15 protein-coding genes are annotated in these 16,051 nt (G+C 60.1%); 5 read left to right on the forward strand and 10 right to left on the reverse strand.

Annotated features, from left to right (window positions below; all coding sequences use genetic code 11):
* Positions 1-5 precede the first annotated feature (5 nt).
* The 10 genes from atpH to mioC all read right to left on the reverse strand — a co-directional run bounded on the left by atpH (position 6) and on the right by mioC (position 7,987).
* Complete coding sequence (atpH, locus tag BN1118_RS17740) at positions 6-539, reverse strand: F0F1 ATP synthase subunit delta (protein WP_043557318.1); 534 nt, start codon at positions 537-539, stop codon at positions 6-8.
* Positions 540-552: 13 nt separating this feature from the next.
* Entirely contained in the window at positions 553-1,023 is a 471-nt protein-coding gene (gene atpF / locus BN1118_RS17745) for a F0F1 ATP synthase subunit B (RefSeq protein ID WP_042873489.1), read from the reverse strand.
* 52 nt (positions 1,024-1,075) lie between these two features.
* Complete coding sequence (gene atpE, locus BN1118_RS17750) at positions 1,076-1,318, reverse strand: F0F1 ATP synthase subunit C (protein ID WP_005307205.1); 243 nt, start codon at positions 1,316-1,318, stop codon at positions 1,076-1,078.
* 58 nt (positions 1,319-1,376) lie between these two features.
* Positions 1,377-2,159 carry a F0F1 ATP synthase subunit A gene (gene atpB, locus BN1118_RS17755; RefSeq protein ID WP_042873491.1) on the reverse strand — a complete coding sequence of 261 codons (783 nt, stop codon included), beginning with the start codon at positions 2,157-2,159 and terminating at the stop codon, positions 1,377-1,379.
* 8 nt (positions 2,160-2,167) lie between these two features.
* Positions 2,168-2,578 (reverse strand): ATP synthase subunit I, encoded by a 411-nt coding sequence (locus BN1118_RS17760; RefSeq protein ID WP_043557319.1) that lies wholly within the window; start codon positions 2,576-2,578, stop codon positions 2,168-2,170.
* Positions 2,579-2,768: 190 nt separating this feature from the next.
* Positions 2,769-3,677: a ParB/RepB/Spo0J family partition protein gene (locus BN1118_RS17765; RefSeq protein ID WP_043557320.1), complete on the reverse strand. Its 909-nt coding sequence runs from the start codon at positions 3,675-3,677 to the stop codon at positions 2,769-2,771.
* Positions 3,674-4,477 carry a ParA family protein gene (locus BN1118_RS17770; RefSeq protein ID WP_042037160.1) on the reverse strand — a complete coding sequence of 268 codons (804 nt, stop codon included), beginning with the start codon at positions 4,475-4,477 and terminating at the stop codon, positions 3,674-3,676. Before BN1118_RS17770 ends, BN1118_RS17765 begins: the two co-directional genes overlap by 4 nt.
* Before the next feature lie 26 nt (positions 4,478-4,503).
* A complete protein-coding gene (rsmG, locus tag BN1118_RS17775) occupies positions 4,504-5,130 on the reverse strand; it encodes a 16S rRNA (guanine(527)-N(7))-methyltransferase RsmG (protein ID WP_043557321.1) in 627 nt (208 codons plus the stop codon).
* 8 nt (positions 5,131-5,138) lie between these two features.
* On the reverse strand, positions 5,139-7,028 hold the full coding sequence (gene mnmG / locus BN1118_RS17780) for a tRNA uridine-5-carboxymethylaminomethyl(34) synthesis enzyme MnmG (protein WP_043557322.1): 1,890 nt from the start codon (positions 7,026-7,028) through the stop codon (positions 5,139-5,141).
* Between the two features lie 509 nt (positions 7,029-7,537).
* Positions 7,538-7,987, reverse strand: coding sequence for an FMN-binding protein MioC (gene mioC, locus BN1118_RS17785; protein WP_043557323.1), 450 nt, complete (start codon positions 7,985-7,987; stop codon positions 7,538-7,540).
* 374 nt (positions 7,988-8,361) lie between these two features.
* Here mioC and BN1118_RS17790 point away from each other — a divergent pair, with 374 nt between their 5' ends.
* The 5 genes from BN1118_RS17790 to fhuB all read left to right on the forward strand — a co-directional run bounded on the left by BN1118_RS17790 (position 8,362) and on the right by fhuB (position 16,034).
* Complete coding sequence (locus BN1118_RS17790; RefSeq protein ID WP_043557324.1) at positions 8,362-10,467, forward strand: TonB-dependent siderophore receptor; 2,106 nt, start codon at positions 8,362-8,364, stop codon at positions 10,465-10,467.
* A 79-nt stretch (positions 10,468-10,546) separates the two neighbouring features.
* Entirely contained in the window at positions 10,547-12,193 is a 1,647-nt protein-coding gene (locus BN1118_RS17795) for a multidrug ABC transporter permease/ATP-binding protein (protein WP_043557325.1), read from the forward strand.
* A 46-nt stretch (positions 12,194-12,239) separates the two neighbouring features.
* Positions 12,240-13,004, forward strand: a complete 765-nt coding sequence (locus BN1118_RS17800) for an ATP-binding cassette domain-containing protein (protein ID WP_043557326.1) — start codon at positions 12,240-12,242, stop codon at positions 13,002-13,004.
* A gap of 223 nt (positions 13,005-13,227) precedes the next feature.
* Complete coding sequence (locus tag BN1118_RS17805; RefSeq protein ID WP_244463643.1) at positions 13,228-14,055, forward strand: ABC transporter substrate-binding protein; 828 nt, start codon at positions 13,228-13,230, stop codon at positions 14,053-14,055.
* Positions 14,052-16,034, forward strand: a complete 1,983-nt coding sequence (gene fhuB / locus BN1118_RS17810; protein WP_043557327.1) for a Fe(3+)-hydroxamate ABC transporter permease FhuB — start codon at positions 14,052-14,054, stop codon at positions 16,032-16,034. Before BN1118_RS17805 ends, fhuB begins: the two co-directional genes overlap by 4 nt.
* The last annotated feature ends 17 nt before the right edge of the window (positions 16,035-16,051 follow it).

The raw sequence follows: 16,051 nt of genomic DNA on the forward strand, positions 1-16,051 counted from the left end.
CCCAATCAAGATTGCAGCGCGTCAGCCATGCGACCCAGCTTACCGCGGACAGAGCCGTCGATTACCAGATCACCGGCCTTGATGAGCACCCCGGCCATCAAGGACGCATCCATGCTGCAATTCAGCTTCACTTTGCGCGCGAGACGTTGTTCCAGAGAAGCCTGAATAGCGGCTTTCTGCTGGTCGGTCAGTTCGGTCGCCGAAATCACGTCAGCCTGAACTTCTTTATCCAGTTCAGCCTTGAACGCTACAAATTCAGCAACGACCGCCGGCAGCACACCCAAGCGACCATTCTCAGCCATCACCCGGATCAGGTTCTGGCCATGCTCGTCGAGTTGCTCACCACAGATACCGACAAAGAGATTTGCCAGTTCTTCGGCAGCGACAGAGCCGTTCACCAGGTTGTGAATGGTCTCGTTCTCCGCTACTTGTGCAGCGAAGCCGAGCATCCCCAGCCACTGGTCAACCGCCTTGTGCTCAACGGCAAACTCGAAAGCAGCCTTGGCGTAGGGGCGAGCGATTGTAGTCAGTTCAGACATAGCCCCGTTCCCGTTACAGTTCTGCTACCAGTTTGTCGACGATGTCGCTGTTGGCAGCCTGGTCGATGTGACGCGCCAGGATCTTCTCTGCACCAGCAATGGCAAGAGCAGCAACCTGCTTACGCAGTTCTTCTTTGGCACGATGACGTTCAGCTTCGAGCTCGGCGCGGCCCTGAGCCAGGATTTTTTCCCGCTCAGTCTGGGCTCCGACAGCAGCCTCATCAATGATCTGGGCTTTACGTTTGTTAGCCTGTTCAATGATTTCTGCAGCCTGGAGCTTGGCTTCTTTCAGCTGATCGGTGGCGTTGGCCTTGGCCAAATCCAGATCTTTCTTGGCACGCTCTGCGGAAGAGAGACCATCAGCAATTTCTTTCTGACGGGCTTCGATGGCTGCCATCAGCGGCGGCCACACGTACTTCATGCAAAACACTACGAAGAAGAAAAAAGCAATTGCTTGGCCGAGGAGGGTGGCGTTGATATTCACAGCCTATGTCCTCTTAGTTAGTTAATGGGTTATGCCTGGGAGTCGTTGAGACTTAGCCAGCAACCGCAAACATCACGTACAGACCCAGACCAACGGCGATCATCGGGATCGCATCCACCAGACCCATCACGATGAAGAACTGGGTACGCAGAACAGGGATCAGGTCAGGCTGACGAGCTGCACCTTCCAGGAACTTGCCACCCAGGATACCGATACCGATGGACGCGCCGATAGCCGCCAGACCCATCATCATTGCAGCAGCGATGTACAGCAGGTCCATGTTCAAGTTTTCCATGAGGATCTCCATTTATTTAGATGTAATTGATTGTATAAAAAGGATTATTTGAGTTGCATCAACCATGGTCTTCTTGTGCCATCGACAGATAGACGATGGTCAGAACCATGAAGATAAACGCCTGCAAAGTGATGATCAGGATGTGGAAAATTGCCCAAGGCACGGACAGGATCCACTGTGACCACCAGGGTAACAAACCCGCAATCAGGATAAAGATCAGTTCGCCAGCATACATGTTGCCGAACAGTCGTAGACCCAGAGAAACAGGTTTGGAAATCAACGTGACGGTTTCAAGGATGAAGTTAACCGGGATGGCAGCCGGGTGGTTGAAAGGCTGAAGCGTCAGCTCCTTCACAAACCCGCTGATACCCTTGACCTTGATGCTGTAGTACAGGATCAAGAAGAACACGCCCAAAGCCATGGACATGGTGATGTTAACGTCAGCAGAGGGAACCACACGCAGATAGGGAACACCCATCAACTGTGCAGCGTGGGGGATAAAGTCAACGGGGATCAGATCCATGAGGTTCATCAGGAAGATCCACACAAACACCGTCAGGCCCAAAGGTGCGATGACCTTGTTACGACCGTGAAAGATGTCCTTGACGTTACCACTCACAAACTCGACCAGCATCTCCACAAAGCACTGCAGCTTACCGGGGACACCACTGGTAGCGTTGACGGCTACACGGCGGAAAGACCAGATAAACAGAGTGCCCAACAGAACAGAAAATATCATTGAGTCGACATTGACTGTCCAGAACCCAGACCCGACTTGCAGATGGGTCAGATGGTGGGAGATATATCCCTGAGGAGTCAGGACTTCTCCGGTTGCAGACATGAGTTTTCCTAATAGTGGTTGTTAAGCGTGAATGAGACTATCCACTGTACAACGAGGGCGAGGATATAAGTGGCAAAGAACGAGACGGTATCGACCTCGATCCCGGCGCCAAACATCAGGGCGAAAAGTCCTGTTGTAGTAATGAGCTTAATCCCTGCCCCACCATAAAAGTCCCGCAGAACCAAGCCCACACTCTCCTTCGTCACCTTGCGGCGCAGAACCCAGAGCGTGAACAGGGCTTGAGGAACCCAGTACATGCTCCCCCCATAGAGGGAGGAACGTCCGGCAAACGCACCGGTCTGGTAAAACCAGACGGTACTGATCGCCAGGATCAGGACGAGCTGACAAACGAGCATAGCCAAGGCCAGCGTCAAACCTTCCAAGGCTATTTTCTGCTTCACCAACCTACCCCTGAACATTACAGAACTGTAAAAAATCGGGATCCGAAGACCCCGTGTTTACAGCCCTAAAAGCCGGTCAAATTATACCCTTGAAGACAGCTATTGCAACATGGCAAAAATCCTTAATTTTTGCGGCTTTCCGCACAGAATCAAGGTTATGTCCATATCAAAAGGAATGGATGTTTTATTACTACAAAAAGCGTAAAAATCACGTTTCTGACAGGCCAAAATAGCCCAATACCCGGTCCAAATCCGCCAAGTTCTCGTAACTTATTACTAACTTGCCGCTATCCTGTTTTCCCGGCTGAAGTTGTACCTGATTGCCAATTTTTTCTGAAATCTGGCGCTCCAGGTAACCAAACTGGGGATCACGGACGGGTTCAACCCTGGCTTTTGCCGGTTCCAGCGCTTTTTGAACCAGCTTCTCGGTATCTCGCACTGTCAGCCCCTTCTGGGCGACCAGCTTGGCCAGTTCGGACTGGGCCTGGCCGCTCAACGCCAGCAAGGCGCGGGCATGACCCATGTCGAGATCGCCGTGCTCGACGAAACGCTTGACGTCGTCGTTGAGCTGGTTGAGGCGCAACAGGTTGGTGACTGTGGTGCGGGACTTGCCTACCGCCTCGGCCACCTGCTGGTGGGTCAGCTCGAATTCGGTCAGCAGCCGCTGCAGGGCGACAGCCTCTTCGATGGCATTGAGATCTTCACGCTGGATGTTCTCAATCAGCGCGATGGCGACAGCCGCCTCGTCGGGCACATCCTTGACGATGCAGGGCACCACATCGAGCCGGGCCAGCTGGGAGGCACGCCAGCGTCGCTCACCGGCGATGATTTCGAAGGATTGCTCGCCGAGGGGACGCACCACGATCGGCTGGATCACGCCCTGGGCGCGGATGGAATTGGCCAGATCTTCCAGTGCATCCTGTGACATGTCCTTGCGTGGCTGGTACTTGCCGGACTGCAACCACTCCACCGGCAGCCTGCGCAGCTCCCCCTGATTGGTGGGGGCCATGGCCTGCTCGGTACGCTGGTCGCTCATCACCTGTTTCTGGCGCGCGGCCGTGCTGGTGCTGAGCAGGGCGTCCAGCCCCTTGCCCAGTCCACGTTTTTTCGGCGTCATATGCTCTCTCGGTCTGCGATGGTCACCTGACGCTCCTGCTCCTGGCGGCGCAGCATCTCGCCCGCCAGCGCCAGATAGGCCTTGGCGCCCACCGATGATTTGTCATAGTGCATGGCCGGGGCACCGAAGCTCGGCGCCTCCGCCAGTCTTACGTTGCGGGGGATTATGGTGCGATAGACCTTGTCCCCGAAATGCTGTTTCAGCTGATCGGACACATCATTGGCCAGCCGGTTGCGGTGATCGAACATGGTGCGCAGCACCCCTTCGATCTTCAGCTCCGGATTGACCACGGCTGCCAGCTTGCTGATGGTGTCGACCAGGGCGGTAAGCCCTTCCAGCGCATAATATTCGCACTGCATGGGCACCAGCACGGAATCGGCGGCGGCCATGGCGTTCACGGTCAGCATGTTGAGAGAAGGCGGGCAGTCGATGAAGATGTAATCGTATTTGTCCCGTACCGAGGCCAGCGCATTGCGTAGGCGGATCTCGCGGGCAAAGAATTCCATCAGGCGTATTTCGGCCGCGGTCACGTCGGCGTTGGCGGCGATGAGGTGATAGCCCCCCGAGGTTTCGGGGATGATCACCTCGCCAATGGGGGCGTCTTCGATCAGCAGCTCATAGGCGGTGCGCTCGACTTCGTACTTGTCGACGCCGCTGCCCATGGTGGCATTGCCCTGCGGATCCAGATCGATCACCAGCACCTTGCGCCGGGTGGCGGCCAGGGAGGCGGCCAGATTCACACAGGTGGTGGTTTTACCCACTCCACCCTTCTGGTTGGCTATGGCGATGACTTTTCCCACACTATCCCCTAAATGAAACTGCGACCCTATTCGGGCTGGACATGTTTGAATTCCAGCAGATGACGTTCGCCTTCCAGTTCCGGCACCACCAGTTGATGGGAGGCGACCAGACGTATGTTGGCAGGCAGTTGAGCCAGCTCGGGCCCGGGGTATTGCCCCTTGAGCGCCAGGAAGCTGCCTTGGGCCGACGGCAGATGATGACACCAGGTCAGCATGTCCTCCAGCGAGGCAAAGGCCCGACTGAGTACGCCATCGAAGCCCACCTCGGGTCGATACTCTTCAACCCGGGATTTGACGGGCGTCACATTGGTCAAGCCCAGCTCCTGGATCACCTGGCGGATGAAGTTGATCCGCTTGCCCAGACTGTCCAGCAGCACGAACTGCTTATCCGGATTGATGATGGCCAGCGGCAAGCCAGGCAGCCCAGGGCCAGTGCCCACATCGATGAAACGTTCACCGTGCAGGTGAGGGCTCACCACCAGGCTGTCGAGGATATGCTTGACCAGCATGGCGTCCGGATCACGCACCGAGGTGAGATTGTAAGCCTTGTTCCACTTGTGCAGCAACTCGACAAGCTGAACCAACTGGGTCTTTTGGGTGTCGGTGATAACAATACCGGCCTGCATGAGCAGGCCGTTCAATCTTTCCAGCATGGGGATCCTCAGGCGGTTTTACGCAGCAGGCCGTGTTTTTTCAGGTGAACCAGCAGGATGGAGATGGCTGCCGGGGTGATGCCGGAGATGCGGGAAGCCTGACCTATGGTCTGTGGCCTGGCATCGCTCAGCTTGGCGATCACCTCGTTTGAGAGACCGTTGACGTCGCGGTAGTTCATGTCCAGCGGCAACAGGGTGTTCTCGTTGCGCAGCTGCTTCTCCACCTCGTCGTGCTGACGTTCGATGTAACCGGCGTACTTGATCTGGATCTCCACCTGATCGGCGGCGGCGCGATCGCTCAGCGCCGGACCCACGCCTTCGATGGCCATCAGCGCATCATAGGTCACCTCGGGACGACGCAGCAGCTCTTCCAGACTCTGCTCGCGGGTCAGCGGGGCATTGACCAGGGCGTTGACCGCCTCCAGCGACGGATGTTGCGGGTGGATCCAGGTCGACCGCATGCGCTGCTGCTCCAGCTCCACCTGTTCCATCTTGGCGTTGAACTTGCCCCAGCGCTCGTCATCCACCAGACCCAGCTCGCGGCCGATGGCGGTCAGGCGAAGGTCGGCGTTGTCTTCCCGCAGCAGCAGGCGATATTCGGCACGGCTGGTGAACATGCGGTAGGGCTCGCGGGTCCCCAGAGTGGAGAGATCGTCCATCATCACGCCCATGTAGGCCTGATCCCGGCGCGGATGCCAGGGATCCTTGTCCTGGGCACGCAGACCGGCGTTCAAACCGGCCATCAGGCCCTGGGCTGCGGCCTCTTCGTAACCCGTGGTGCCGTTGATCTGGCCGGCGAAGAACAGGTTGCCGATGCACTTGCTCTCCATGTTGGCCTTGAGATCCCGCGGATCGAAGAAATCATATTCGATGGCGTAGCCGGGGCGGGTGATGTGGGCATTTTCGAAACCACGAATGGAACGCACTATCTGCACCTGCACGTCGAATGGCAGGCTGGTGGAGATCCCGTTCGGATAGAGTTCGTGGGTGGTCAGGCCTTCCGGCTCGACAAAAATCTGGTGTGCCGTCTTGTCCGCGAAACGGGTGATCTTGTCTTCGATCGACGGGCAGTAGCGCGGGCCTATCCCTTCGATCACCCCGGCGTACATGGGACTGCGATCCAGATTGTTGCGGATCACATCGTGGGTACGCTCGTTGGTGTGGGTGACGTAGCAGGGCACCTGACGGGGGTGCTGGCTGGCGTTGCCGATAAACGAGAAGACGGGGCGCGGATCATCGCCGTATTGGGCCTGCATCACGGAGAGATCGACGCTGCGGGCATCGATCCGCGGCGGTGTACCCGTCTTGAGGCGATCGATGCGCAGCGGCATCTCGCGCAGCCGTTGAGCCAGGGCGATCGAGGGAGGATCCCCGGCGCGGCCGCCCTTGTAGTTTTCCATCCCTATGTGGATCAAGCCATTCAAGAAGGTGCCTACGGTCAGCACTACCGTCTTGCCACTGATGCGGATCCCGCTCTGGGTCACCACACCGGCAACACGATCCCCGTCCATGATCAGATCGTCACAGGCCTGCTGGAAGATCTTCAGGTTCGGGTAGTTCTCCAGCATCTGGCGTACGACGGCTTTGTAGAGCAGTCGATCCGCCTGAGCACGGGTGGCTCGTACCGCTGGCCCCTTGGAGGAGTTCAGGGTACGGAACTGGATCCCGCCAAGATCTATGGCTCGCGCCATGATCCCGCCGAGGGCGTCAACTTCCTTGACCAGGTGTCCCTTGCCGATCCCGCCGATCGCTGGATTACAGGACATGTGTCCCAACGTATCGATATTGTGGGTCAACAACAGGGTGTTCAGACCCATACGGGCTGCCGCTGTTGCTGCTTCGGTTCCTGCATGACCGCCACCGACGACGATCACATCAAATTGTTCATGGTATTGCATTGGGGATCACCTTGATCTGCACGCCTGAAGATCGTTGTTTGCCTGGGCTGAGGGGCGGAACATTCTATCTGTTTCGCGTCCTGAGGGGAACGTCTACTTAACGGTCAGTATGGAGGGAGGATCCACTTAATAGATCTTAAGGATCTTTAGATCGATCTTTTATTGGATCTTTTATTAGGATCCACCATTTCTGTTGATAAGCGCTTTTTGATCATAAAGATCATCTGGTTAAAGGCGATCTCAGCTTGTGGAAAAGCTTGGATCCTGGCCCCGTGAACAGGGGGATAACCAGTGCTTTTATACACAGGCGGCTGGCGGGCTGGATCTCATACATGGATAACTATAGGTTTTGCAGAGCTTTATACGGTAGTTATACACATTACCCCCGGTCGTTGTGGGTAACCATGTAGAACAAGTCGTCAGGATCAATCTGTTAATAACCTGGTGGATAGCGATCTGGGGATAAACGGGGAGATCAAGGCTTTTCTGCCGGATCTCCCAGGCCCTGATCAGGCGATCAATGGCATCCAGCCCTGGATCCAGGCTTCTGCTGCATCTTCCGGGATCTCGTGTTGGGTCACGTCGATGTCGAGACGATCTCCGATCCGGCTGGCGCCGCACTCGGCCAGCAGCCGATCCAGCGTCTTGCCACCCTGGCAAAAGGTGTCATAACTGCTGTCGCCGAGGGCGATCACGCCATATTTCAAGGCATTAAGATCCGGATGCTGCTCGGCAAGATCCTTGGCGAAGGGTTGCAGGTTGTCGGGCACGTCGCCAGCGCCGTGGGTGGACGTGACCACCAGCAGGATGGCGTCAGGCTCGGCCAGCACCCCGGCCAGCGTGGCCGGATTGTGGATCTCGGCCTGATGGCCTGCCTGTTCCAGCAGGTTGGCGACGTGGTCTGCGACATATTCGGCGGCGCCCAGCATGGAGCCGACGACGAGATTGAGTTTGGCCATGGAATGGATCCTGAAAAATGCGGAACCCGGATTCTACCGTCAAAGGGTGTGGATAAATATGGATAAAGCTTGGGGATAATGGATCCTCTTTTCTTTCCTTATATAAAGCAGGATCCCTCGCTTTCTTCTTTCCTCCGATCTTTTTAGCAGAGATGCCTCCGTCTGCTCCCTTCCTCTTCTGCCCGAAAGTCGCCTGCTTGATACGTTAAGTAACAATGCAGATGCAAATGATTAGCAATTATTGAATCGATTCGATCATGGCTCCTGTAGTAGCATGACGCTGCTTTATTCGCCTGAGGAACCGGGCCGACCGGCATGACCGGGCACCAATAATAAGAAACCAGAAACAACTCATTGATATTTGAGACACTTATATGATTGCGCAAAAAAACACCCCAATCGCAGCGATGCGAAAGAGAGGGGCCCAGCATCTGCTGCCGCTCTCCTGCCTGCTGGCAAGCCTGCCAGTGCTGGCTGAACAACCGAAAGAGCTGCCCAAGGCCAGCGAGACCATGGTGGTCACCGGCACCGCCATGAAGGTGGAAGTGCCCATGGCCGAGACGCCTCGCGCCGTCTCCGTGGTCAACCGCGAGGATCTGGATCAGCACGCCGTGCAGCAGCTTGACGAGTCCCTGCGCTATCGCTCCGGCGTGCTCAGCGGCCTCTATGGCTCCGACAACAATACCGACTGGTTCAAGGTGCGTGGCTTCGATGCCGCCTCCTATCTGGACGGCAACCGCCTGTTCGGCACAGGTTACTATGTCTGGACACCCGAGCCGTTCGGCCTGGAGAGCGTGGAAGTGCTGAAAGGGCCGGCCTCGATCCTCTACGGCGAGGCGCCTCCCGGCGGCGTGATAAATGCCATCAGCAAGCGGCCGACCGCCACCCCGCAGGGGCTGCTGGATCTGCAACTGGGCAGCCGGGATCATCGGCAGATCGGGGTGGATGTCTCCGATGCGCTGACCGACAACAGCCGCTATCGCATGGTTGCCCTCTATAAAGAGCGTGATGGCGTGCTGGATGGCACTTACAACGATCGCGTCTATCTGGCGCCGAGCGTGACCTTTGATCTCTCGGATCGCACCAGCCTGACCCTGCTGGCCAGCTTGCTGCACGACGAAGGGGTGCCGACCAACGGCTTCTTCCCCGTCTACGGCACGCTCAATACCAGCGGCGGCCAGATCGATCCCTCCACCAACCTGAGCCAGCCGGATTACGATCGCAACCGCAACACCCAGATCTCCACCGGTTACGAGCTGGCCCACCAGCTCAACCAGACCTGGGAGTTCAAGCAGAACGTCCGCTTCAACTACAACGATCTGCTGCTGCGTCAGACCTATATCTTTCCGACCTATGAAGGCACCACCGCCTTCCGCGGTCTGGTCTACCGGGATGGCAACACCAAGAGTGCCACCATGGACAACCAGATGGTGGGTTACTGGAACACCGACAGCACGGAACAGACCCTGCTGCTGGGGGTGGATCTGCAGCGTCAGGTCAATGAAGGCCAGGAAGCCGACAACTACGGCATGGGCTCCATCAACACCATGAACCCGGATTACAGCGGCTTCCCCGGTTTTGACGAATCCACCGCCACCCACCAGAAGAGCACCAAGGGCCAGAGCGGCCTCTACGCCCAGCACCAGGTCCGCTGGGACGATCGCTGGTTGCTGACTGGCGGCGGTCGCTTCGACTACGTGGAGACCCACAACATCAGTGAAGCCAAGGGCAAGAACGAGAAGCAGTATGATCACGAGATCTCCCTCTCCGGCAGCCTGATGTACCTGGCCGACAACGGTCTTTCTCCTTATATTGCCTACGCCGAGTCGTTCGAGGTGTTGCCCGGGATCGACCCCAACACCAGCGAGTCCTACAAGCCGCTCAAGGGCACCCTGTATGAGACAGGCGTCAAGTACGCGCCGAGCTTCCTCGACGGCTACATCAACCTGGCGCTGTTCGATCTGGAGCAGACCAACTCGCTGGTCTCCACCGGTTCAGGCCAGCAGACCCAGGCCGGCGAAGTGACCTCCCGGGGCGTCGAGCTGGAAGGGAGCGTGCAGGCCACCGAGGCACTGCGTCTGACCGCCGCTTACACCTATACCGATGCCAAGACCAACGACACCGGCAAGGGCGATCGCCGTGCCAGCCTGATCCCGCGCCACCAGGCCTCCTTCTGGGGCAACTACAAGGTACAGCAGGGCCCGGTTTCCGGTCTGGAACTGGGATCCGGCGTGCGTTATGTCGGCTCCAGTGTCGGCATAGGTGCCGTGAATGCGGACTACACCCCCATCTATGGTTCGGCTCAGGTGCCGGCCCATACCGTGTGGGATGCGATGATCGGGTATGACTTTGCCAAGAACTGGCGAGCCCAGCTCAACGTCAACAACCTGCTGGGTGATACCTATGTGGCGAGCTGTGACTACTACTGCTACTACGGCGAGCCGCGCAGCGTAGTGGGCAGCATCAACTACCGCTGGTAATCGAAGAAGGGCGGGAACCGGGTTCCCGCCCTTCTTTTCACCTGCAGTTGCTCTGATCTCTCTGGAATACCGGTCCGTTATGGAACTCTTGTCTCTGGTTTACCGCCAATATCGTTGGCCCTTCATCGCCATTACCCTGCTCAGCCTGCTCAGCGCAGTGAGCGGGATCGGCGTCATTGCCTTTATCAATCACTCTCTTGTCGAATCCGTCGGCGATCCGCTGCCGGTACTTGGCCAACTGCTTGGCTTGATCCTGTTGCTGCTGGTGATCACACTCGGCTCTCAATTGGCCTTGACCACACTCGGTCATCATTTTGTCTACCGGTTGCGGGGCCGTCTGCTCAAGCAACTGCTGGATACCGATGTCGCCCGCATTCGCCAGCTTGGCCAGGGGCCGCTGCTGGCTTCCCTCTCCAGCGACATAGGCCAGATCACCATAGCCTTCGTGCGCCTGCCCGAGCTGGTACAGGGGCTGGTGCTCACCCTGGGCTCGGCCCTCTATCTCGGCTGGCTCTCGCCGGCCCTGCTCGGCGTCACCGCGCTCTGGGTCACTGTCACCATGGTGGTAGGCTGGCTGCTGGTGAACCGCGTCTATCACCACCTGTCCCACATGCGTCAGGCCGAGGACAGGCTCTACCAGAACTATCAGGCCATCATAGCGGGCAGCAAGGAGCTGGCGCTCAACCGCGAGCGGGCTCACTTCGTCTACCACCAGCTCTATGAGCAGAACGCCCGTGACTATCGCCAGCAGATCATCCGCGCCGACACCTATCACCTGAGCGCGGTGAACTGGTCGAATATCATGATGCTGGGGGCCATCGGCCTGGTCTTCTTCCTGGCCAACGGGCTGGGCTGGGCCAACACCAATGTGGCCGCCACCTTCGCGCTGACTCTTCTGTTCCTGCGCACGCCCTTGTTGCAGGGGATTGGCGCCCTGCCGACCCTGCTCTCCGCCCAGGTGGCATTCGACAAGATTGCCGCACTGGCGCTGGCCGAGCCGGATCCTGACTTCCCGCTGCCGCCCGCGCCCCGTGCCTGGCAACGCATCGAGCTGGAGCAGGTGAGCTTTCACTATCAGGGGGAGGGCGGCTTCGCCGTGGGCCCCATCAATCTGGTGATCGAGCGGGGGGAGCAAGTCTTCATCATTGGCGGCAACGGCTCCGGCAAGTCGACCCTGGCCATGCTGCTGACCGGCCTCTATCAGCCTGTGTCTGGCCGGATCCTGCTGGATGGCGAGCCCGTCACGGATCGCAACGCCTATCTGGCGCTCTTCTCCGCCATCTTCACCGACTACCACCTGTTCCAGCATCTGCTGGGGCCCGAGCCCAAGGCCGAGCTGGTGGCCGAGTGGCTGGATCGGTTGCAGATGGGCAGCAAGCTCGCCATCGAGGATGGCTTCATCGCCGATATCGACCTTTCCCAGGGGCAGCGCAAGCGGGTCGCCCTGCTGCTGGCGCTGGCCGAGCAGCGGGAGGTGATGCTGTTTGACGAATGGGCCGCGGATCAGGATCCCCAGTTCCGCCGTATCTTCTATCAGCTGCTGCTGCCGCGCCTCAAGGCGATGGGCAAGACGGTGATCGCCATCAGTCACGACGATCACTACTTCGCGCTGGCCGATCGCCTGCTGGAGATGCGCCAGGGTCAGCTCACCGAGCTGACCGGCGAACGACGCGAGCAGGTCAGCCGGGATGCCGTAGCCCATCTGGATTGCGAGGTGCCGGCTTGATGCCGGCACCGATGAGACTGGCATCAGGCCAGCACAGGAATTGCTTATGTTTGAGATGAAAGCCGCCAGCTTCGCGGTAAACGACCGCCAGCTGTTGCACCCAACGGACCTGCGTTTCGAGCAGGGCCGGGTCTATGGCCTCATTGGCCACAACGGCTCGGGCAAATCCACCCTGCTCAAGCTGCTGGCGCGCCAGCAGCCCCTGAGTGACGGCGAGATCCTGTTCGATGACAAGCCGCTGCAGGCGTGGGGCAACCGGGACTTCGCCCGCCAGGTGGCCTATCTGCCCCAGCATCTGCCGAGCGCCGAGAACCTGCTCGGGCGCGAGCTGGTGGAGATGGGTCGCTATCCCTGGCGCGGTCTGCTGGGCCGAATGGGGGAGAAGGATCAGCGTCAGGTCGAGCGGGCCATCGCCCTCACTCATACCGAAGGCTTCGCCGACCGGCTGGTGGATACTCTCTCCGGCGGCGAGCGAGGACGGGTCTGGCTGGCCATGCTGCTGGCGCAGGAGAGCCGCTTCATCCTGCTGGACGAGCCGCTGGCCGCGCTGGACGTGGCCCATCAGGTGGAGGTGCTCACGCTCGTCAAGCAGTTGAGCCGGCAGCTCAACCTCGGGGTCATCATAGTCATTCACGACATCAACATGGCCTCCCGCTTCTGCGACCGGCTGGTGGCGCTGCACTCGGGCCGCCTGCTCACCCATGGCAAGCCAGAGCGGATCATGACCAGCGAGACCCTGCACGCCATCTATGGCATCCCGATGGAGGTCATTCGTCACCCGGCCCATGACCACGCCATCGCCATCGTTTAGATAAGGCTTGTTATCCCGATGAGTTTATTTGTACCCATATCACCGCAGACTGGCGAGACTCTGCACTCCATGTACCATGGCCTCCCGATGGAGGTCATGCGTCACCCGGCTCATGACCACGCCATCGCCATTGTCTGACCGAGGGCCTCTCTTGAACCGTTTATTGAAGAAGATGGCGCCCTGCCTTATTAGCCTGTTTCTGCCGTTTGTGGCGCAGGCCGATATGTCTCCGACCGCCTCCGCGCCGGTACCCCGCATTGCCACAGTCGACTGGACCATAGCCGAAACCCTGCTGGCGCTGGGGGTGACCCCGCTAGCGGTGGGGGATGTCAGCTCCTACCGCGCCTGGGTCGGCGAGCCGTTGCTGCCGGCCGCCGTGGTGGATATAGGCCTGCGGGCTCAGCCCAACCGCGAGCTGCTGGCCGAGTTGAAACCCGATCGCATCCTCATCTCGCCGTTGGCGGCCCCGCTGGCGCCGACTCTCTCCCGCATCGCACCCGTGCAGTCCATCGCCCTCTATGATCCGCAAACCGATCTGTGGCAGCGGCTCCATGAGGCGACCCTGACCATAGCGGCGCTGGTGAACAAAACGGCCGAGGCCGAGAGGCTGCTGGCCGGGCTGGATCGGGATCTGGCGCAGATGCGGGCCGAGTTGCCAGCGGATCTGCCGCCCCTGCTGGTGGTGCAGTTCATCGATGAGCGCCACGTGCGGGTGTTCGGCCGCCACAGCCTGTTCGAGGCCGTGATGCAGCGACTCGGCCTGCGCAACGCCTGGCAGGGGGAGACCAATGCCTGGGGTTTCTCGGTGGCCAGCATAGAGCAGTTCATGGCGCTGCCAGCCGCGCGGCTGGTGGTGGTGGATCCCATCCCCGTCGGGGTGAGCGAGCGGCTGCAGGAGCCCGGCCTGTGGCAGCATCTGCCGCTGGTGCAGCAGGCACCTGTGCTGCATCTGCCCGCAGTCTGGAGCTTCGGTGGCGTACTCGCCGCCCGCCGCTTTGCCAGCCTGCTCAACGAGGCATTGCAGCAGGATGTCAGGGGAGATAGCCAATGAAACACATATTCCCATCCCCGCTGTTGCGGCCTGCCTTGATCCTGCTGGGGCTGACACTTTCGCTGGCTGGCTGGGGTCTGGCCCGCCAGGTGCCGGGCGCGCTCTGGTGGCAGACCCTCTTCTCGCCGAATCTGGATGATGTCCGCCAGGCCGTGGTGCACTTCAGCTGGTTGCCCCGGCTGACGGTGACCCTGCTGGCCGGAGCCGCCCTCGGTCTGGCCGGTACCCTGATGCAGCAGGTGCTGCGCAACCCGCTCGCCTCGCCGACCACCTTGGGGGTGGCCTCCGGCGCCCAGCTGGCGCTGATGATGGTGACCCTGTTTGCCCCCTCCTGGCTGCTGCTGGGGCGGGAGTGGATCGCCATGGCCGGTGGCAGCCTCGCCATGGCGCTGGTGTTCGCCCTGGCCTGGCGCCGTCAGCTAAATCCGGTAGTCATCGTCTTCGCGGGTCTGGTGATCAACCTCTATCTGGCGGCCATCAGTATAGGGCTGCTGCTGTTCTTTCAGGAGGAGCTGAAGGGACTGCTGGTGTGGGGCAGTGGCTCCCTGGCCCAGAACAGCTGGAGCGGAGTGAGCTACCTGCTGCCACGGCTGCTGGTGGCGGGGGGGCTGGCGGCTGTGCTGGTGCGCCCGCTGGCGGTGCTGGAGCTGGACGATGCCAGCGCCCGCAGCCTGGGCGTCTCCTTGCTGCAGCTGCGACTGGCCGGACTCGGGCTGGCGGTGTTCGTCACCGCCTGCGTGGTGAGCGTGGTGGGGCTGATCGGTTTCATCGGGCTGGCGGCGCCGGCTATGGTGCGGCTGCTGGGGATCCGTCAACTCGGCCAACGGTTGTTGTGGGGGCCAATCCTGGGGGCTCTGCTGCTGACGGCCACCGATCTGCTGCTGCAGACCCTGAGCAACGTCTGGCCCGTGCTGATCCCGACCGGTGCCATGACGGCCTTGCTGGGGGCGCCGCTGCTGCTCTGGCTGATCCCGCGGCTGGCCCTGAAGTCCGGCTCGCCTAAGGGGGCAAGCGGCCTGTCGGTCGCACGGCATCCGGCCCCGACTCGGCTGCTCACCTTGCTGCTGCTCGGCCTGGGGCTCGCCATCATAGGCTCCCTGCTGGTCGGGCAGGGGATGGCTGGCTGGAGCTGGCCGAGCTGGCTCAGGTGGCAGGCCCAACTGGAGTGGCGGCTGCCGCGCACCCTGGCTGCCGGCGCCGCCGGCGTCTTGCTGGCGCTGGCGGGTACCCTGCTGCAGCGGGTCAGCAACAACCCCATGGCGAGCCCTGAGCTGCTGGGGGTGAGCGGCGGTACCTTTATGGGGGTGATAGCGACGGCCTTGCTGCTGCCGGCTTTGCCGCTGCCCATTATGCTGTTGGGTGGCCTGCTCGGCGCCTTCGCTTGTCTCTTGCTGCTGGTGCTGGTCAACCGCAAGCACGGCTTCCAGCCGGAGCGGATCCTGCTGTCCGGCATCGCCATCACGGCGCTGTTCGAGCCGCTGCAGGCCATAGCGCTGGCCAACGGCGATATGCGGGTGCAGCAGCTGCTCTCCTGGATGTCCGGCTCTACCTATTACGTCACCCTGCCGGTGGCCTATGGGCTGGTGGCACTGGCGGTATTGATGCTGGCAGCCTGCCTGCTCATCAGCCGCTGGCTCGATCTGTTGCCCATGGGACCAGCATTGGCGACCGCATTGGGTATTCGCCTCAACCGCGCCCAGCTCGCCATACTGCTGCTGGTGGCCGTGCTCACCGCCAGCGCCACCCTGGTGGTGGGGCCGCTCTCCTTCGTTGGTCTGCTGGCCCCGCACATGGCCAAGCTGATGGGGCTGGTACGGGCGCGCTGGCATCTGCTCGGTGCCGCCGCGTCCGGCGCCCTGCTGATGGTGTCGGCGGACTGGATCGGCCAGCAGATCCTGTTCCCGCAGGACGTGCCGGTCGGGCTGGTCTCCACCCTGTTAGGGGGCGCTTACTTCATGTGGTGCCTGCGCCGGCTCTAGGTTGAAGGATAAAAAAT

This window comes from Aeromonas bestiarum (genome assembly GCF_000819745.1).
GTDB classification, from domain to species: Bacteria; Pseudomonadota; Gammaproteobacteria; order Enterobacterales; family Aeromonadaceae; genus Aeromonas; species Aeromonas bestiarum.